The 17,271-nt window shown below is 67.7% G+C and carries 17 protein-coding genes; 7 read left to right on the top strand and 10 right to left on the bottom strand.

The annotated features are described in order from the left end of the window. On the bottom strand, positions 1 to 704 hold a 704-nt coding region (locus AC07ZS_RS12280), incomplete at its 3' end, for an SDR family NAD(P)-dependent oxidoreductase (protein WP_494798883.1). 115 nt (positions 705 to 819) lie between these two features. Between AC07ZS_RS12280 and AC07ZS_RS12275 the strand changes: the two genes are divergently transcribed. Both AC07ZS_RS12275 and AC07ZS_RS12270 read left to right on the top strand, forming a co-directional pair. Then, entirely contained in the window at positions 820 to 1,842 is a 1,023-nt protein-coding gene (locus AC07ZS_RS12275) for a phosphotransferase family protein (RefSeq protein WP_494798882.1), read from the top strand. 13 nt (positions 1,843 to 1,855) lie between these two features. After that, a complete protein-coding gene (locus AC07ZS_RS12270) occupies positions 1,856 to 3,118 on the top strand; it encodes an acyl-CoA dehydrogenase family protein (protein WP_494798881.1) in 1,263 nt (420 codons plus the stop codon). Here AC07ZS_RS12270 and AC07ZS_RS12265 read toward each other — a convergent pair. From AC07ZS_RS12265 to AC07ZS_RS12255, 3 genes are read right to left on the bottom strand one after another with little or no spacing between them, the layout of a single operon-like run. Beyond that, a complete protein-coding gene (locus tag AC07ZS_RS12265; protein WP_494798880.1) occupies positions 3,108 to 4,016 on the bottom strand; it encodes a hypothetical protein in 909 nt (302 codons plus the stop codon). The two genes, AC07ZS_RS12270 and AC07ZS_RS12265, sit on opposite strands and share 11 nt — an antisense overlap. After that, on the bottom strand, positions 4,013 to 6,400 hold the full coding sequence (locus tag AC07ZS_RS12260; RefSeq protein ID WP_494798879.1) for a fimbria/pilus outer membrane usher protein: 2,388 nt from the start codon (positions 6,398 to 6,400) through the stop codon (positions 4,013 to 4,015). Before AC07ZS_RS12260 ends, AC07ZS_RS12265 begins: the two co-directional genes overlap by 4 nt. A 30-nt stretch (positions 6,401 to 6,430) precedes the next feature. Next, positions 6,431 to 7,183, bottom strand: coding sequence for a fimbrial biogenesis chaperone (locus tag AC07ZS_RS12255; protein WP_494798878.1), 753 nt, complete (start codon positions 7,181 to 7,183; stop codon positions 6,431 to 6,433). 860 nt (positions 7,184 to 8,043) lie between these two features. Between AC07ZS_RS12255 and AC07ZS_RS12250 the strand changes: the two genes are divergently transcribed. The 4 genes from AC07ZS_RS12250 to infA all read left to right on the top strand — a co-directional run bounded on the left by AC07ZS_RS12250 (position 8,044) and on the right by infA (position 11,197). Continuing rightward, on the top strand, positions 8,044 to 8,439 hold the full coding sequence (locus AC07ZS_RS12250) for a LytTR family DNA-binding domain-containing protein (protein WP_494798877.1): 396 nt from the start codon (positions 8,044 to 8,046) through the stop codon (positions 8,437 to 8,439). An 82-nt stretch (positions 8,440 to 8,521) separates the two neighbouring features. Then, positions 8,522 to 10,249 carry an ATP-binding response regulator gene (locus AC07ZS_RS12245; protein ID WP_494798876.1) on the top strand — a complete coding sequence of 576 codons (1,728 nt, stop codon included), beginning with the start codon at positions 8,522 to 8,524 and terminating at the stop codon, positions 10,247 to 10,249. Positions 10,250 to 10,695: 446 nt separating this feature from the next. After that, a complete protein-coding gene (locus AC07ZS_RS12240) occupies positions 10,696 to 10,914 on the top strand; it encodes a hypothetical protein (RefSeq protein ID WP_494798875.1) in 219 nt (72 codons plus the stop codon). Positions 10,915 to 10,942: 28 nt separating this feature from the next. Continuing rightward, positions 10,943 to 11,197, top strand: a complete 255-nt coding sequence (infA, locus tag AC07ZS_RS12235) for a translation initiation factor IF-1 (protein ID WP_056265133.1) — start codon at positions 10,943 to 10,945, stop codon at positions 11,195 to 11,197. A gap of 4 nt (positions 11,198 to 11,201) precedes the next feature. Here the strand turns inward: infA and AC07ZS_RS12230 are convergent, their stop codons facing one another. Further along, on the bottom strand, positions 11,202 to 12,230 hold the full coding sequence (locus AC07ZS_RS12230; RefSeq protein WP_494798874.1) for a patatin-like phospholipase family protein: 1,029 nt from the start codon (positions 12,228 to 12,230) through the stop codon (positions 11,202 to 11,204). Between the two features lie 5 nt (positions 12,231 to 12,235). Continuing rightward, a complete protein-coding gene (locus AC07ZS_RS12225) occupies positions 12,236 to 13,333 on the bottom strand; it encodes a 3-deoxy-7-phosphoheptulonate synthase (RefSeq protein WP_494798873.1) in 1,098 nt (365 codons plus the stop codon). A 171-nt stretch (positions 13,334 to 13,504) separates the two neighbouring features. Here AC07ZS_RS12225 and AC07ZS_RS12220 point away from each other — a divergent pair, with 171 nt between their 5' ends. Then, positions 13,505 to 13,978, top strand: coding sequence for a hypothetical protein (locus tag AC07ZS_RS12220; RefSeq protein ID WP_494798872.1), 474 nt, complete (start codon positions 13,505 to 13,507; stop codon positions 13,976 to 13,978). On the opposite strand, the gene AC07ZS_RS12215 is transcribed toward AC07ZS_RS12220, so the two are convergent. From AC07ZS_RS12215 to AC07ZS_RS12200, 4 genes are all read right to left on the bottom strand, one after another. Continuing rightward, positions 13,959 to 14,576, bottom strand: coding sequence for a 3'-5' exonuclease (locus tag AC07ZS_RS12215; RefSeq protein WP_494798871.1), 618 nt, complete (start codon positions 14,574 to 14,576; stop codon positions 13,959 to 13,961). The genes AC07ZS_RS12220 and AC07ZS_RS12215 overlap by 20 nt on opposite strands. Positions 14,577 to 14,728: 152 nt before the next feature. Next, positions 14,729 to 15,139 carry a PaaI family thioesterase gene (locus tag AC07ZS_RS12210; protein WP_494798870.1) on the bottom strand — a complete coding sequence of 137 codons (411 nt, stop codon included), beginning with the start codon at positions 15,137 to 15,139 and terminating at the stop codon, positions 14,729 to 14,731. 24 nt (positions 15,140 to 15,163) lie between these two features. After that, complete coding sequence (locus AC07ZS_RS12205; protein WP_494798869.1) at positions 15,164 to 16,522, bottom strand: MATE family efflux transporter; 1,359 nt, start codon at positions 16,520 to 16,522, stop codon at positions 15,164 to 15,166. Next, positions 16,519 to 17,226, bottom strand: coding sequence for an SDR family oxidoreductase (locus AC07ZS_RS12200; RefSeq protein WP_494798868.1), 708 nt, complete (start codon positions 17,224 to 17,226; stop codon positions 16,519 to 16,521). The genes AC07ZS_RS12205 and AC07ZS_RS12200 overlap by 4 nt, the downstream gene beginning before the upstream one ends. Positions 17,227 to 17,271 lie beyond the last annotated feature (45 nt).

Genomic DNA, 17,271 nt, shown 5'->3' with positions numbered 1-17,271 from the left:
GCCCCCTTGAGCCCCTCATCGTCCCCCACCCGCCGCAAAGGCAACTGCGCCACCAGCGGCTCAATCGAACCGGGCTCCAGCAGATGGCGCGCCATGCGGCTGGGAAACACCCCCGGCAGGATCGCGTTCACGTTGATGCCGTGCGGCCCCCACTCGCAGGCCAGCGCGCGCGTGAGCGTGGCCACCGCGCCCTTGCTCGCGTGGTACGCCGCTGCCTGCATGCCGTTGCTGCCGCCCAGCGCCGCGATCGACGAGGTGTTGACGATGCGGCCCTGCCCGCGCGGCAACATGCTGCGCCGCGCCACCTCGCGCGAGAGCAGGAACACCCCACGCACGTTCAGGTCCATCACCTTGTCCCACGCGTCCAGAGGGTGGTCCTGCGCCGCCGCGCCCCAGGTCGCACCCGCGTTGTTGACCAGGATGTCGATGTGCCCCAGCGTGGCCAGCGCGTGGTCCACCAGCGCCAGCACCTGCGCCTCGTCGCGGCCGTCGGCGGCAAACGTGTCCACCGTGTGACCGGCCGCGCGCAACTCCGCGGCGGCCACGTCCAGGTCGGCCTGCTTGCGCGACGAGATCAGCAACCGCGCACCCGCCTCACCCAGCGCATGCGCCATCTGAAGGCCCAGGCCGCGCGAGGCACCGCTGACCAGCGCCGTGCGCCCCGTGAGATCGTGCAGCTGCGAAACGGTGCGGGCGTGGGCCATGGGGGTGTCTCCTCGTTGTCCTGGTGATTCACCAGCTTAGGGGCGCGGCCGGGGCGCGCAATCGTCTGTTGCGACGAATACGCGCGCGCGCCGCGTCGGCACCATTCGTCCCACCATGCAAACCGAAACCCTTGACGCCTTCCTGCGCCAATCCATCGAGGGCCTGTCCGGACCGATGCGCCTGCAGAAAATCGGCGGCGGCCAGTCCAACCCCACCTTCTTCGTCAGCTACGACCAGCGCGAACTCGTGCTGCGCAAGAAGCCCGACGGCGAGGTGCTGCCCTCGGCCCATGCGGTGGACCGCGAATACCGCGTGATGAAAGCCCTGGCCGCCACCGCCCTGCCCGTGCCCCCCGTGCTGCTGTACCACGCCGAGCCCGATGTGGTGGGCACGCCCTTCTACGTGATGGAGCGCGTGCCCGGGCGCGTGTTCAACGACAACGCCGCCCCTGGCATCGCGCCCGACGAACGCCGCGCGATCTACCTCGCCATGGCCGACACCCTGGCCACGCTGCACAGCGTGGACTGGCAGGCCGCCGGCCTCACCGGCTACGGCAAACCCGGCGGCTACTTCCAGCGCCAGCTCGGGCGCTGGCAGCAGCAGTGGATGCTCTCGCGCATCGACCCCATCCCCGCCATCGACCAGCTGCTGGACTGGCTTGGCCGCCACCTGCCGGCCGACGACGGCGAGACCACCATCGCCCACGGCGACTTCAAGCTCAACAACCTGCTGTTCCACCCCACCGAGCCGCGCGTGGTCGCCGTGCTCGACTGGGAACTGGCCACCCTGGGCCACCCGCTGGCCGATGTCGCCTTCAACACCGTGGCCTGGCGCACCCTGCCCGGCGAGTACGGCGGCATCCGCGGGCTGGACCTCGCGGCCCTGGGCATCCCGAGCGAACACGAGTACCTCGCCCACTACTACCGCCGCACCGGCCGCGACGACCCGGCGCGGCAGGCCACGCCCTTCCACTGGGCCTTCGCGCTCATGCGCTGGGCCGTGATCTTCGCCGGCATTGCGGCGCGCGCCGCGCGCGGCAGCGCCACTTCCGACAACGCGGCTGAGGTCGGCGTGCTCGCCGTGGCGCTGGCGCAGCGCGGCCTCGAAGCCATCGACACCCCCATGCCCCCGCTCTGACGAAGAACTTGCCATGCACTTCCAGTTTCCCGACGACACGCAGCAGATGCAGCGCACGCTGCGCCAGTTCATGGACCGCGAGGTGCTGCCGCAGCTCGACGCCTACGAACAGGCTTGCGCCAGCGGCGCCTACCCCAGCGCGGTCATCGATCCGCTGAAAGACAAGGCGCGCGCCGCCGGCCTGTGGAACCTCTTCCTGCCCGCGCTGCGCGAGGACGAGCCGGGCACGCGCCTCACCAACCTGCAGTACGCGCCGCTGGCCGAGATCATGGGCAGTGTGATGTGGGCGTCCGAGGTCTTCAATTGCAACGCGCCCGACACCGGCAACATGGAGCTGCTGCACCTGTTCGCCACGCCCGGGCAGCGCGCGCGCTGGCTGACGCCACTGCTGGAAGGCAGCATCCGATCCTGCTTCGCCATGACCGAGCCCGACGTCGCCTCGTCCGATGCCACCAACATCCAGACCACCGTCCGCCGCGAGGGGGACGAGTACGTCATCAACGGCCGCAAGTGGTTCACCACCGGCGCGCTGCACCCGAACTGCCGCTTCTCCATCGTCATGGGTGTGAGCGACAGCGGGGCCGACGCACCGCGCCACCGCCGCCATTCCATGGTCATCGTGCCCATGGACACCCCCGGTGTGCGCATCGTGCGCAACGTGACCGTGATGCACCACCTCGCGCCCGAAGGGCATTGCGAAGTCACCTACACCGACGTGCGCGTGCCGGTGAGCGAAGCCCTGCTGGGCACCGAGCACGAAGGCTTCGCGCTCGCGCAGGCCCGCCTGGGGCCGGGCCGTGTTCACCACTGCATGCGCACCATCGGTCAGTGCGAACTTGCGATGGCGCTGATGTGCGAGCGTGCCCTCACGCGCCGTGCCTTTGGCAAGCACCTGTCGGACTTCGCCAACGTGCAGGACTGGATCGCGCACTCGCGGCTGGAGATCGACCAGGCGCGCCTGCTGGTGCTGCAGGCCGCGTGGAAGATGGACACGCACGGCAACAAGGCCGCACACATCGACGTCTCGGCCATCAAGGTGGTGGCCGCGCAGCTGCAGACGCGCGTGCTCGACCGCGCGATGCAGGTCTTTGGCGCCATGGGCCTGACACCCGACACGCCGCTGGCGCTGCTCTGGTCCTGGGGCCGCGCGATGCGCTTCCTGGACGGCCCGGACGAGGTGCACCTGCGCAGCGTGGCGCGCGCCGAGCTGGCGCAGGCCCGGGAGACGCTGGGCGCGACCGCTCCCCACTACCGGCAGCCGGTGCTCAGTACGTGATGGTCACGGTGTGCGTCTGGCTGCTCGTGCATGGGGGCACCGTGCAGGTGCCAGCCTGACCGGCCTGCATGCTCCCCGTGAGCGTGACCGACTGGCCCGTGTTGCCGTTGCCGCTGCCCGACGCAGGGGACGGGGTGATGGTGTACCGCAGGCCTTGCAGCACGGCGGGGCTCGGGGTCACCGCGGCGGACCATGACAACCCCGAACTGCAGCGCAGCATGAAGCTGGTGGAGGACGTCTGGGGCGCGGCGCTGAACGCGCTGTAGTTGAACACCAGGTTGCCCGGGTAGGTGTTGAACACGCACTGGCTGGTCACGCCCACGGACATCAGCACCGGTGCGTTGGCGCTGATCGCACCCGCATTGCTGTTGGGGTACTGCGCGAAGATGTTGAAGGTGTCGCTGTAGGCGCCCGCAGCGGGCGATGCCGGATTGCCGCCCGTGCCCACGCGCACGCGGATGCAGTAGGCCAGCGTGGTCGAGGCGGTCAGGGCCGAGCCGACGAAGGTCAGGGTGCCGGTGGCCACATTGGCGGTGCCTGTGGCAGGGGCCCGCCAGTTGCTGTTGTTGTTGCAGGTGCTGCCGTGATTGAGGGCGTACTCCAGGTAGGTCAATGGGCTGGTCAGGCGCACGCGCCGGTAAGGCTGAGGGCCCGTTGCATAGCTGCCTTCGGTGGCCTTGAGCCGGTAGCTCAAGCTGTTTGCGTCGCCTGAGGACCGGGTGCAGGTGAGTGTGGCCGAGCCGGTCACATCCTGCGGGTTGGGCGTGGTGTAAATCAGGCCGGTGCTGGTGGCTGTGACCGTGCAGTTGTAGGCCGCGTGCGCCGATGGGCTCAAGACCACCAACAGCCCGCTCAGACACAGGCACCGGAGGACGTGCAGGAGGCCGAAATGGGTCATGGGGTCACACCTTCGCAAACCAGCGGTGCTGGGCGCGCGATGTCGTCCGGGGCCGTGGGCGTGAGCACCAGGGACATGGCGCAGCTCGTGCCTTTCCAGTGCAGGCGCAGCTGATGCTCGCGTTGCAGGCCGGTCAGGAAGACCTGGCCGCGCCGGCCCACGGGGAAACGGCGCTCATCGCCGGGGACCTCGATCTCGGCGCCGGTTGGCGCGGGCCGGCCATCTGGCAGCTGCACGGTGATCAGCGCTGCCTGCCCATGGCGCACCGCGAAGCCGATCGTGACCGCGCTGCGCCGGCGGGGCACCACCACCTGCTCGAGGTTGTCGATTTCGGCGCTCAAGGGGACATCGGAGGGATTCAGCCGCACCGGGTTGGCGCTGTAGGGTTGAAGACCGGTCACCAGGGCCACCCCGCCGGCGTCGGTGCGTGCGCGCTCACGGCCCTGGAAGGTCACGCCCACATTGGCAAGCCCGGGGGCGGTCACCAGCGCGAAGCTGTCTTGAACGGGGCGAGTGGCGAACACCCGCCCACCCGTCAGCACCAGACCACCCTGGGTGCCCAGGCGCAGCGCGCGCTGCGCGGCGGAGGCGCTCACGTCCGCGGTGAACAGGTTGCTTGGCCCTTGCAGGTACACCCCGCCTTCGGCCTGGGCCGATCCGTTGCGGCTGCCACCGAGCGCGCGCCAGCCCAGGCCGGTCTCGCCGCTGAGGCCCTGGTTCGCGCTGAGGTAGGCGTCGGTTTGCCCACCCCGGTGCATGAGATGGGTCGAGATACTTCGCTGGCGTTCCAGAGGCCACGTCAGGGAGACGGCGAACAAGGTGCCGGAACTGGCACCCTGCACGCGCGTGAGCACCGTGCTGAGCGAGCCTTGCGCGCCCACCCGGACGGTGTGGCTCAGGCTGTAGGTGTCCAGGCGTCCCTGCTGGCGAGACTGCACGGCGGCCAGGCCCACGCCGAACGTCCCCAGCCGCTCGTGGGAATGGCTGAAGCTGCCGGACACCTGCCACTGAGGCGGCGACATGGCCTCGTTGAGGCCCACGGTCCGGTAGTTTGCGGTCGCGCCTTGTGCGTGCAGTGAAAGCGCCTGCTGCGCGTTGCCGAAATCGGTGCCGACCGACCATTGCAGACCGCGCCCGAGCGTGGCCTGTTCGCTCCATGCCAGCGATGCCTGACCCAGGGCCTGCCAGGGCAGGGCCTGGCTGAAGCCCACACCGATGCCGCGGGTCTGCCGTCCCCATTCGCCGCGCACCTCCATCGTCAGGCGCTTGCTCAGGCCCTGGCGCCACAGGCCGGCGGCAAAACGCTCACCATAGTCTGCGTTGCGCAGGCCAAGGCCTTCACGCACCGCGCCCAGCTCCAGGCTCCAGTCCGACAGCCCGGCTTCCAGCAATTCGCCATGGCTGAAGAAGGACTGTGTGATCAGCGTCTCGCGGCCGAGCGCGTCGCGCACCACCATGCGGACCCGCCCGTCGCCCGAGATCGGTGTGGGGTTCTCGATGGAGAACGGGCCGGGAGGCACGTTGAGCGTCTGGCGCAGGGCATCGTTGATGTAAAGCTCCACCGTGCTCGGCGCGCTGGAGCTGCCGGCGAACACCGGCAGGGGCTGGCTGATGAAGCCCGGTGCCAGATCGAAGTTGCGGGCGATCTGGATGCCGCCGAAGTAGAACGGTCGCCCGATGAGACCTGTGCGCGAGGACGTGTCTCCCAGCCGGACGGAGAGCTTTTGCGCCGGGAAGTCGCGCGTGAAGGTGGTCTCCAGCCGCCGCCACTGGGCTGAGGTGCCTGTCTCTGCGTCCTGGACGTGGCGCCCCAGAAAACTGGACGTCAGCACGCCCCAGGCGCCGGTGAAGCCGGCTTCCGACAAGGCGCCGAGTTCCCTTGTAGGCTTCACGCCGCGAACCTGGGCGTGGTTCCAGCTCAGGTCGTAGTTGAAGAACGCGGCGGGCTCGGCCGTGCTCACCGGGGGAGGCGCGCGCTCTTCAGTGGCCAGCCGCGTGGCCAGAAAGGCCGTGGGCGCAAAGCGCAGATCGAGCGATTGCCTTGCCGGGTCGAACTTGGCGTCATAACCTTCGATCGCGGACAGCGCGTACCAGTTCTCCTGCTGGAATTTCAGCCGCTCGCCCTTGACCGGTGGGGTGACCCGCCAGGCGTCCAGCGCCTCTCTGGGGGCATGGAATCCATCGGCTGTCTGCAGCAGCAGCCAGTTGCCCGCGTTGGCGTCGTTGAGGGTCACCTCCAGCGGCATCAACCGAGGTGCCGTGCGCCCCGTGGCGACGGCGCCACCGGTTTCCGGAACGGCGCGCACCTGACCCATCGCCGGGCAAACGGCCGCCGGGAGCAGAATCGCGCCCATCCACAACCGGGGGAAAAAACCGATGGGCATAAGGGCGCTGTGTGGGTTGTTCGGGCCAGTTCAAGGCAGGTTCACGGCTTGGGATTGCACGGTGCCATCGTCGAACTGAATGTCCATTCGAGCCGGTCCGGTCAGGGCGGTCGAACCCGCTTCCACCCGCATGAACTTGCGCGCGCCCGGCAGGATGTAGGCCCCACCTTCAAAGCGGGCGAGCTCCTTGTCGTCGCGGCCGAAGATCACGCCGCGCACTTGCGCGTACGCGTTGCCTAGATTGACGCAGCGCGCGCCCAGGGTCTGGGCATCGGGCCGCTGGACCTCGCATTCCACCCGGCGTTTCGCACCGGGGGGGGTGATGAAGATCGGCAAGGACAAGGCCAGCGTGATGGGCACCTGCAGTGTCTGGTCCTTGGGCGGGGTGAGTTCAGGCACCTCTCGCACGATGAGGCGGTAGGTGAGCTGGCGCGCGGCATCCGCCGGCTTCAGAAGGGCAAGCCGGACCACCTGGCGGGAGGTGGGGGCCAGCCGGATGATGGGCGGCGCCAGGATCAGGTCTTCCGTCGACAGCAGTTCATCGACACCGTCCTCGGACTGGGCCCACGCATAGAGATCCGCTTGCAGGGCCACCTCGGTCTCGCCCTCGTTGATGATGGAGACGGCCACCACTCGTTCGCGCGGCGCCATGTGAATGCGCACCGGCGAAATCGAAAAAGCCCCCGCCATGGCTGTGGTCGATCCGAGCAGGGCGGCCAGGGGAATAGCGAGTCCCAGGCACCGGTGCCACACCGGTCGGGCGAAAGCGTCAAAGACATTCATGGGAGGGCCTAGAACGACACCAGGATTTCTACTGGTCCGGTGGCCGGGCCGGGGCCCGAGGACACGCGCATCGCGGTGGCGGGAAGTGGCGGCTCCTGCGAGACCGGGAAACGGGTTGAGCGCTCCGGGTCAGGCGCGCCGCGCATCAGGTGATAGCGGAAGGCGCTGCCCGGTGTACCCACGAAAGGCCGGGCAGGCCAATGGCGCTGACACATTCAACATCGAAGTCAAAAACGACCCGACGAACTCGACGCCGTTCACCAGCATCGACGTGTTTGCCGACCTCAATGCCGACGGCCTGGCGGACAACGCCACGTCCCTCCTGGTTGGGGGGGCTGCGACCCTGTCGACCGATGTTCGTACCTCTCAGCCCATCAGCATCGCTGAGAAGCAGAGCTATTCCTACGTGGTGGTCTACCACGTACCGTCCTCGGGGGCTGCACCCTGGAAAGGCGTGGTCACGGTGATGGCTGGCAACGGCGCCATCGGCTATGCCCCGCAGTCGCTGCCGGCGACGGACACCATCAACACCACCGCGGGGGCCGCTTTCAGTGCGCGGTTGACCCACAGCGCGCCGTCTGTGATCCCGGCGGGCGGTGGGGTCTGGGGTGCTACGCCCAGCAGTGGCGTGCCTGGCACTTTCACCACCTACACCCTCACCTATACCAACAACGGTGCCATGGGTGACCTCTACTTGAGCGATACGCTGCCCGCGGGCATCACTTACCAGGCCAATACGGCGGTGTGGTCGGGCGGCACCCCGGGCGTGGCTTTGCCCGACACCGGACTTTTCGGTGCATCCAGCCCGCTGGACAAGATCGCTTTCAAGTTCACGCCTGGGCTTGCCGTGTGTGTTTGTCATGCTGCTGTGGCTGGGCCTTTCCCACGCCGCAATGGCCTTCCAGGCACAAGCTGGTACACGCATCAGTGCCCAGGCCCATGCCATTTTCAGCATGGACGGCATGGTCCAGCCCTTGACGGCGTGGTCGTCGGTGGTCGTCGCCAACGTGCTTCCCGTCGAGGCGCTTGCCTTCCTGTCCGACGGGCAGGCGCTCATGCGGTTTGGTATCTCGGACGTGGAGTCCAAGCTCGACATGGGCGCGTTTTTGCGCATCCACCGAAGCACGATCGTCAACGTCAGGCGAATCGATTTTCTTCGTCGCGACGAAATGGGCCGCCTTCGCGTGCACATGAAGGGACGCTCGGAGAGCCTGATCGTCAGCCGCACGTTCGAGCACACTTTCAAAGGGGTCTGAAGTTAGGCCTGATCTGACGAGGCGCGACGAGCGGGACGCATCGCCCGTCGCACTGCCTTTTACCCAACGGTCCATTTTTCAGTTGCTGACACTGGCCGTCGGGCAAGTGCTGCCCCTGCCGGTGCTGATCTGGGAGTGGGCGGCCTCCTTGTGGCCGCAGGACACCCGGATTGCCTGGCTGTTGGCGCTTGTGGCGATGACGTGTGCCCTGGCATTTGTCCTGTGGCACGTCAGACTGTTGAGGAGCGCGTTCGATGTGCAGCCTGTTGCCCCGGAGAACCCGCCGCCCTTTCGCTGGTTGACCAGGCTTGCGGTTTTGTACGGGCTGGTCTGGGTGAGCACCTGCGTGTGTGTGTACGCAGACAGGACCACGCTGGGGCGTGGGTTTGATGTGCTGTTGTTGACCTTACAGGCGAGCGTTCTCCTGTCTTCGCTCTTCCATGTCGATGGGCAATTGAAACGCTTGGCCTGGATGCTGCTGTTCATCCAGATGCCTTGTGTGGCCGCGGTCGCGATGTTCTCTGAACAGGCGGGCCAGCACTATCCCGTGGTCATCGCATCCCTGCTGTTTCTTCTGGTGGGCTATGCCGTGGCGACCTTTCGCGCTCGGGAGCGAGCTTATGTCCGCAGCGCCCTGATGGAGCGGCAGGAGGAAAAAAACCAGCTTGTGCAGCAGTTGGCACAACTGCAGGAGGCGCATGCGGCGAAGGCGCGTCTGCTGGCCATGGTCAGCCATGATTTGCGGCAGCCGGTCCATGCGTTGGGGCTGATGCTCGGTCGTTTGAGGCGCGAAGCTTCACTGTCTTCGCTGCGGGTCGAGGTTGAAGCCGTGAACGAGGTGGTCAACTCGTTGTCGAAATCCCTCACCATGTTGATGGCGGTCACGCGGTTGAACTCCGGACAGGTCACGGCATTGTCGGAGGCCGTTTCGCTGGAAAGGCTGTTCAGCTCCCTGTCCACCGAGTTTGACGACACCGCCGGGACGAACGGCATGAGTGTGGTCCTCGAGGCGAACGAGCTGACCGTGCGCAGCGATCCCCATCATCTGAGGACGATCCTGATCAACCTGCTGTCCAACGCCATCAAGTACTCGTCGCGTGGTGAGGTGCGGATCGTCGCCACGTCGCCTGCGCCCCAGACCGTGGTCATCAGCGTCGAGGACGACGGGATCGGCATTCCCGCGGACGACCTGACCCGCATATTCGAGCCTTTCGTTCGGCTTCCCTACAGGAAGGGCTCGGTGGATGGCATCGGGCTGGGTCTTGCCATCGTCAAACAGACGGCGGATCTCATCAAGGCTCCGATCGAGGTGGAGTCGGTGGTGGGGAGGGGAACCACCTTCTACCTGACCTTGCCTCGCTGCGAGGATTTGCAAGTGGTGGTGGCGCCGGCCAAGGACACTTACCTTCGCGGTGTGCGCATTGTGGTTGTGGACAACGATGAAATTGTTCTCGAGAGCATGGCGCGCACACTCGAAGAGTGGGGTTGCCGGGTCATCGCGGCCTGTGACTGGAACGGTCTGGTTGCCAAGCTTGAAATGACATCCAGCCCGATTGATCTGATCCTGACCGACTTTCATCTGGACGCCGGCTTGTCCGGGTACGAACTGATCAAGCGGGTTCGCAAGCGGCTGGGGGTGCAGGTTCCCTCCATCCTGCTGACGGGTGACGTGGAAATCCGGCATGGTCCGGAAAGCACGGCGACTGCGGTGGTCATCGCCTACAAGCCCCTTCCGTATGAAAAGCTGGCGAACCTCATCCAGGAGACCATTTCCTCTTTCGCGCGTGAGGAGCCGCACGCAGCGCCTTGAGGCGGGGTCCGGTGGTCCGTCGCCTGAACGCCGGAACGGACCCCTCCCCTGCACCGTTCTCCCTTTTGTGTTACATTGCGGAGTCGCCTTGAGCGACCAGCCGCATCCGGGCTTCATTGCCGGGACGCAACCGCCCCCGGCAGAGGGGCTGCTGGTCCAGCCCCTCCAAGGTGCCGCCACACCGCTTTCTCACAGCAACGTGGCCCTCTTCCTCCCTGCTGTTGCCGATGCCTCTGCCGTGGCTCGCGCGCCGGTCCTGGCTTGACGCATCCGCGCCTCGCCGGTGCTGGATAAACCGGTGGGGCACCCCGGCTATGGGGCTGCCACCTGTTATTTGTTTCGGGCCTCCTCGACGCCTCGGTCCCGACCGCGCGTCCCGCCCACTGATGTTTTTGATGATTCACACGAACGACACAACAACGACCACGAGACTGTCTCCCCTCACCATGGGCAAGTACCGCATCGCGGCCCTGCCCCGCCTTTTGCCGGGTGGCCTTTTTGCCGCGCAGGTGTCCATTGCCAGCGGCCATGGCAGCGCGTCCACCGACCGGGTGATCCGGTTCGACAGCGCTTTCCCCACACACGATGCGGCGGCCGACTATGCCCTGGCGCAGGGCATTGACTGGGTGCACGACTCGACCCGGCTTTCCGCTCGACCGAACTGACCGATACACTTCAAGCAAAGGAAACACCATGGCCAAAGAAGAACTGATCGACATGATGGGCATCGTCAACGAGGTGCTGCCCGACACGCGCTTTCGCGTCACGCTGGACAACGGTCACCAATTGATCGCCTATTCGGCCGGCAAGATGAAGAAGAACCACATCCGCATCCTGGCGGGTGACCGCGTGTCGCTGGAGCTTTCGCCCTACGACCTGACCAAGGGCCGCATCAACTTCCGCCACATCGAAGGCCGCGGCCCGATGGTGCCGCGCAAGCCGCGCTGATCTTTCAGTAGAACAGGGCCTGCAGGTCGGCGCTGCTGCGCCGGCCCACGTCGGCGTGGTGCGCCGACAGCCAGGCAATGCCGTGCTTGCGGCCCAGCGCGAACAGCATTTCAAAGAAGCGCATGTTCGCCGCCGCCTTGCTTTCGGTGCTCAGTTCGCGCATGAGCTCGCTGGCCTCGATCACGTGAAAGTGCGTGGCGGCCAGGCGCCGGTCGAGTTCACCCCGGCGCCACCACGGGCAGTGGGCCGCGCGCTCGCGCAGGTGGGCAAACATGCGCATCTCGCGCAGGAAGGTGGCGTTGAACGCCAGTTCCATCATCCGGTTCTTGATGTCCGCCGCCGACTGCGGCGTGGCGCTGTGCTTCAGCGGCGCGAGCATCACCAGCAGGATGTCGCGTGTGCGGCATTCGTGGAACAGCGGAAACACCGCCGGATTGGCCGCATAACCTCCATCCCAGTACGGCTCGCCGTCGATCACCACGCTGCGGTGCATGGTGGGCAGGCAGGCCGACGCCAGCACCGCGTCGGGCGTGAGCTCGTTGGAGCGAAACAGCCGCAGCTTGCCGGTGTTGACGTTGGTCGCCGCGACGAACAGCCTGACCGGGCTGTGCGTGCGCAGCCGCTCGAAATCGACCTGGCTCGCGAGGATCTTGCGCAGGGGGTTGAGGTCGAACGGGTTGAGCTGCTCGGGCGAGAAGTAGTGTGTCCACTGCAGCATCAGCTGCATCGCGGGCGCCAGCCGCATGTCCTTGCCGTCGGCTGTGGGCACGGCGACCTCGAATGGCATGCTGGCCGCCACGGCGCTCCAGAAGCCCCTGAGCGCGGTGCGTGCGCCTGCCGGTCCCCCGGCCATCAGCCCCTGCGCCAGCAGCACCGCGTTCATCGCGCCCGCGCTGGTGCCACTCACGCCGTCGAAGCGCAGGCGTCCGTCTTCCAGCAAGGCATCCAGCACCCCCCACGTGAAGGCGCCATGCGCGCCGCCGCCCTGCAGGGCCAGGTTGACGGTGGGCGGGCCGCGCCAGAGGAGTGCCATGGTGCCTACCCGTGGGTGCGCCGCGCCCGCACGGCCGCCGCCAGGCCTTCCAGCACCGGCACGGTCTGCTCGAAGGAGATGCAGGCATCGGTCACGCTCACGCCGGGCTGCAGGGGCTGACCGGGCACGATGTCCTGCCGGCCTTCGTGCAGGTGGCTCTCGATCATCACGCCGACGATGCGGCGTTCGCCCGCGCCGATCTGCGAGGCCACGTCGGCGGCCACCTCGATCTGCCGACGGTGTTGCTTGTTGCTGTTGGCGTGCGACACATCGACCATTACCTGCTCGCGCAGGCCGGCCTTCTGCAGCAGGCCGCAGGCAGCAGCGACGTCCGCAGCGCTGTAGTTCGGCTGTGCGCCGCCGCGCAGGATCACGTGGCAATCGTCGTTGCCGCGCGTCTCGAAGATCGCGGCCTGCCCCATTTTGGTCATGCCCATGAAGGCGTGCGAGGCGCGCGCGGCCTGGATCGCGTCGGACGCGACCTTGACCCCGCCGTCGGTGCCGTTCTTGAAACCCACCGGGCAGCTCAGGCCGCTGGCGAGTTGCCGGTGGCTCTGGCTCTCGGTGGTGCGTGCGCCGATCGCACCCCAGCTCACCAGGTCGCTGATGAACTGCGGGCTGAGCAGGTCCAGGAATTCGGTGCCCACCGGCAGGCCCAGCGCGAGCACCTCCAGCAGCAGCGCGCGCGCCATCTCCAGCCCTTCGTTGATCGCGAAGCTGCCGTCGAGGTGCGGGTCGTTGATGTAGCCCTTCCAGCCCACCGTGGTGCGCGGCTTCTCGAAGTAGACGCGCATGACCACCAGCAGATCGTCCTGCAGCGCATCGGCCTGTGCCTTGAGGCGCTTGGCGTACTCGATGGCCTGCGCGTGGTCGTGGATGGAGCAGGGTCCGACGACGACCACGAGCCGGTCGTCCTGCCCGTGCAGCACGCGCGAGATCGCCGCGCGGCTGCTTTCCACCAGGGCCTGTGCCGGGTCGGGCGCGGGCAGCCACTCCTGCAGCAGGGCCGGCGTGATGAGCGGGCGCACGGCACCGATGCGCAGGTCGTCGATGCGGGTGGTGTCGTGGGTGGACAGAACGGTGTGGGGGGTATGGGTTTTCATGGCAGATCGAAATGTCGGGCTGATGACAGAAGGGCGGCGCGGGGCCGGCCGATGCCCAAAAAAGTCACGATCGGTGGATTCTGGGGCATGGGCGGTTTCAGGGCCTGAACCGGGCGGTCGACATAGACAGAGAGAGGCCCACCGTGTGGGCGGATGAAGATGGACAGATTGATGAAGACCTTTTACCTCGGGATCATGGCACTGTGCCTGGGCAGCGGCCCGGCCCTGGCACAGACGGCGGCGCTGGAGCCCTTCAAGCACGAGGTCTGGATCAATGTGGGCGGCTTCTCGCGCCACTTTGCCCGCCACAACGGCTACAACGAAAGCAACCTGGGCCTGGGTGCCGAGTACCGCACCAGCGCCGAACTGTCGTACATGGCCGGCGCGTACGACAACAGCGTGCGCAAGACCACCGCCTACCTGGCCGTGAACTGGCAGCCCTGGTCCCTGGGCCCGATCAAGCTCGGGGGCACGCTGGGTGTCATGAACGGCTATCCCTCGCTGGCCAAGGGGGGCACCTTTTTCGCCGCCCTGCCCATGGCCACCTGGGAAGGCAAACGCTACGGCGTCAACGTCGGCCTCATCCCTTCGATGGGCAAGGTCGACGGCGCGGTGATCGTGCAGTTCAAGCTGCGCGTGATCTGAGGGTCTGGAAGAAGCGCGGCAGGGCGGCGCGCGTGCAGCGCTGCAAGGCCATCAGGAAACCGTGATCGGGCTCGTCCACGCCATGGCGTGCGCGCAGGTCGTGCTGGATGCGGCCCAGCAACTCGGCCGCCATCTCGGCGTCGGCCAGCGCCCGGTGCGCCTGGCCGGTGCGTGGCAGGCGGAAAAAATCCACCAGGGAACCCAGTTTGTGGCTCGGCGCTTCTGGGTAGAGCCGGCGGGAAAGCAGCACGGTGCAGGCAAAGGGCTGCGGCGCCTCGGCGCCCGCGCGTTCAAGCTCGGCCATCCAGAAGCGGCGGTCGAAGGCCGCGTTGTGCGCCACCATCGGCACCTCGCCCACGAAACGGGCGGCCTCGCGCATCACGGTGTCGGCCGGCGGTGCGGTCTCGATCATGGCGTTGGTGATGCCGGTCAATTGCGTGATGAAGGACGGGATGCGAACCCCCGCGTTCATCAGGCTCTGGTAGCGGTCGACCACGCGCCCCTGTTCGGTGATGACGATGGCCACCTCGGTGGCGCGGTCGCCCTGGCCGGGCGAGATGCCGGTGGTTTCAAAGTCGATGACGGCGATGCGGGACATGGGGCTGAACTGTAGCGCGACCCGCAACGAGAGAGGCAACCCCGACCAGAGGCATCCAGGGTCCGGCTTTGCCGGCCCGAGATGCCGTCCCCCCTCGAAGCGCCGAAGGCGCGCCACAGAGGGGGGAAGCCGCGAAGCGGCGCAGGGGGGGGTCAGCGATACAGCACCATCTGCGTGCAACGGAACAGCGCGATCGTCTTGCCCGTCTCGCGGTGCGTGACCACCGCGTCCCACACCTGCGTGGTGCGGCCCAGGTGCGCAGGCCGTGCCACGCAGTCGATGGTGCCTTCCAGCGCCGTGCCCAGGTGGTTGCTTTTGAGCTCGATGGTGGTGAAGCCGTTGGCTTCCTTTGGCAGGTTGGCCACGCAGCCGTATCCGCAAGCCGTGTCGGCCAGCGTGACCACACTGCCGGCGTGCAGGAAGCCGTTGGGCGCCATGGTGTGGGGCTTCACCGCGAGTTCGGCGCGCACTTCCTGCGGGCTCACGTGGGTGAACACGAGGCCGAGGTGGCCGGGCAGCTTGCCCACGCCGCGTTCGTTGAAGGATGGGGCGAGATCGGTCATGCAAGTCTCCTGTGAGGATGAGGTTCAGCGCGTCCAGCTGCCCAGGCGGATCGCGATGGCGAGGGTGGAACCATAAACGACCAGGCTGAGCGCGATCACCGCGAACAGGCCGCTGGCCGACGTCTGGAACACGTGCACGCACAGCCAGCCGCCCACCACGAGGATGAGCAGGCGGCCCATGCTGCCGGCCAGTGGCCAGAACATGCGGCCCGCGCCCTGCGAGGCGAAGAATAGCGCCAGGCCCAGGCCGAAGAAGCCGTAACAACCGCCGACGATGTTCAGGTAATCGGCACCGAAGGCCCGCACCGCGGCGTCCTGCGTGAAGAGGTTCATCCACAGCCCGGGCGCGATCGCGGTCGCCACGCCGATGGCGCCCGTGATGGCCGCCACCACCGCACCGCCGGCCCAGGCCACGCGCACCGCGCGCGTGGCTTGTCCTGCACCCATGTTGGTCGCGACCATCGCGGTCAGCGCGGTGCCGAAGCCGAACGCGATCGGCACCAGGATGTACTCGAGCCGTGCCGCCACGCCGTAGCCCGCCAGCGCGGCCGTGCCGTAGTGCCCCACGAACGCCGTGGCCACCGCGATCGAGGCGTTGCTGATCACCGGGCTCAGCGAGGCCGGCAGGCCCACGCGCAGGATGTCGCGCCACAGCGCAAGCCGGGGCCACCAGGGCGTGCGACCCAGGTGCACGGCGCCGTCGCGGCGCAGCAGCCAGGCCACCATCACCACGGCCGACAACGCGTTCACCGTGAGCGTGCTCAGGGCCGCGCCGGCCACGCCGATGCCCGGCACCGGGCCCCAGCCGAACACCAGCAGCGGGCTCAGGCCCAGGTGCAGCAGCGCGGTGGCCACCAGCATCAGCGACGGCAGCAGCATGTTGCCCGCGCCGCGCACCACGGCGGCCAGCACGTTGGTGAACCAGATCACCGCCGCGCCGGCGAACAGCGCGTTCGAGTAGGCCAGCGCCGCGTCCAGCGCCGGGCCCCGCCCGCCCATGGCGGCGAAGATGCCGCGGCCGCCGCCGAGCATGGCACCCATGAACAGCACGGCCAGCAGCGCGGCGATCAGCAAGGCCTGTTGGGCCAGCCGGCCCGCGTCTTCGCGCTGGCCCGCGCCCAGTGCGCGCGCCACGGCGGCGGTGGTCGCCCCTCCGATGCCGCCGGCCGACATCTGCAGCATCAGCATCGAGAGCGGAAATACCAGCGCGATGCCGGCCAGCGCATCCGCCCCCACCAGGCCGAGGATGTAACCGTCGTAGCCGATCACGATGGTCATGGCGAACAGGCCCATCACATTGGGCGTGGCCAGGCGGAACAGCGTGGGCAGCAGCGGCGCATGCAGCATCTGCTGCACGCGGCTCTGGGCCAGGGCGGCGCTCATGCCCGGGCGTCCCGCAGGTAGATGCCCGGTTCGGCCGAGAGCCCGCGCTTGACCTGCTGAGTGAGCTCATCGCCCAGCACCTCCTCGGCACCGGCCTCCAGCGCATCGAAGGCGCGGCGCACGACGGCCTCGGGTGTGGACTTGGGCATCTCGATGCCGCGCGTGAGGTCCGTGTCCACAAACCCCATGTGCAGACCCAGCACCTGCGTGCCCTGCGCGCGCAGGTCGTGGCGCAGCCCGTTCGTGAGCGCCCAGGCGGCCGACTTGCTCGCGCCGTAGACCGACAGCAGGGGCGAGTTGATCCAGCTCGCGACCGACAGCACATTGAGCAGCGCGCCGCCGCCATGGGATGCGAGCACCGGCGCGAAGGCCTGGCTCACGCGCAGCAGGCCGAAGAAGTTGGTTTCCAGGTGGGCTCGGGCCGAAGCCTCGCCGCCCTCGGCGAGGAAGCCTCCGAACGACGCGATGCCGGCGTTGTTGACCACCAGGGTCACATCGCTCGCGTGGCGCGCCGCGGCGGCGACCGCTGCGGGGTCGGTCACGTCCAGCGCGATCGGCTCCACGCCTGGCAGCGTCACGCTGGCCGGGTTGCGCGCCCCGGCGTAGACCTTGCGCGCGCCGCGCGCCAGCGCCTCGCGCGCAAAGGCCAGGCCGATGCCCCGGTTGGCGCCGGTGATGAGAACGGTGGCGTTGTGAAGCTGCATGGTGAAGGTCCAGTCAATGAAGGGATGAAAGGTTGAATATGACGA

Source organism: Hydrogenophaga sp. GW456-12-10-14-TSB4, assembly GCF_059424305.1.
This window is presented reverse-complemented; position numbering and strand designations above follow the sequence as displayed.

Coding starts and splice junctions, on each gene's coding strand:
- AC07ZS_RS12275 (WP_494798882.1), top strand. CDS start 820: ATGCAAACCGAAACCCTTGACGCCTTCCTGCGCCAATCCATCGAGGGC.
- AC07ZS_RS12270 (WP_494798881.1), top strand. CDS start 1,856: ATGCACTTCCAGTTTCCCGACGACACGCAGCAGATGCAGCGCACGCTG.
- AC07ZS_RS12265 (WP_494798880.1), bottom strand. CDS start 4,016: ATGACCCATTTCGGCCTCCTGCACGTCCTCCGGTGCCTGTGTCTGAGC.
- AC07ZS_RS12260 (WP_494798879.1), bottom strand. CDS start 6,400: ATGCCCATCGGTTTTTTCCCCCGGTTGTGGATGGGCGCGATTCTGCTC.
- AC07ZS_RS12255 (WP_494798878.1), bottom strand. CDS start 7,183: ATGAATGTCTTTGACGCTTTCGCCCGACCGGTGTGGCACCGGTGCCTG.
- AC07ZS_RS12250 (WP_494798877.1), top strand. CDS start 8,044: ATGCTGCTGTGGCTGGGCCTTTCCCACGCCGCAATGGCCTTCCAGGCA.
- AC07ZS_RS12240 (WP_494798875.1), top strand. CDS start 10,696: ATGGGCAAGTACCGCATCGCGGCCCTGCCCCGCCTTTTGCCGGGTGGC.
- infA (WP_056265133.1), top strand. CDS start 10,943: ATGGCCAAAGAAGAACTGATCGACATGATGGGCATCGTCAACGAGGTG.
- AC07ZS_RS12230 (WP_494798874.1), bottom strand. CDS start 12,230: ATGGCACTCCTCTGGCGCGGCCCGCCCACCGTCAACCTGGCCCTGCAG.
- AC07ZS_RS12225 (WP_494798873.1), bottom strand. CDS start 13,333: ATGAAAACCCATACCCCCCACACCGTTCTGTCCACCCACGACACCACC.
- AC07ZS_RS12220 (WP_494798872.1), top strand. CDS start 13,505: ATGAAGACCTTTTACCTCGGGATCATGGCACTGTGCCTGGGCAGCGGC.
- AC07ZS_RS12215 (WP_494798871.1), bottom strand. CDS start 14,576: ATGTCCCGCATCGCCGTCATCGACTTTGAAACCACCGGCATCTCGCCC.
- AC07ZS_RS12210 (WP_494798870.1), bottom strand. CDS start 15,139: ATGACCGATCTCGCCCCATCCTTCAACGAACGCGGCGTGGGCAAGCTG.
- AC07ZS_RS12205 (WP_494798869.1), bottom strand. CDS start 16,522: ATGAGCGCCGCCCTGGCCCAGAGCCGCGTGCAGCAGATGCTGCATGCG.
- AC07ZS_RS12200 (WP_494798868.1), bottom strand. CDS start 17,226: ATGCAGCTTCACAACGCCACCGTTCTCATCACCGGCGCCAACCGGGGC.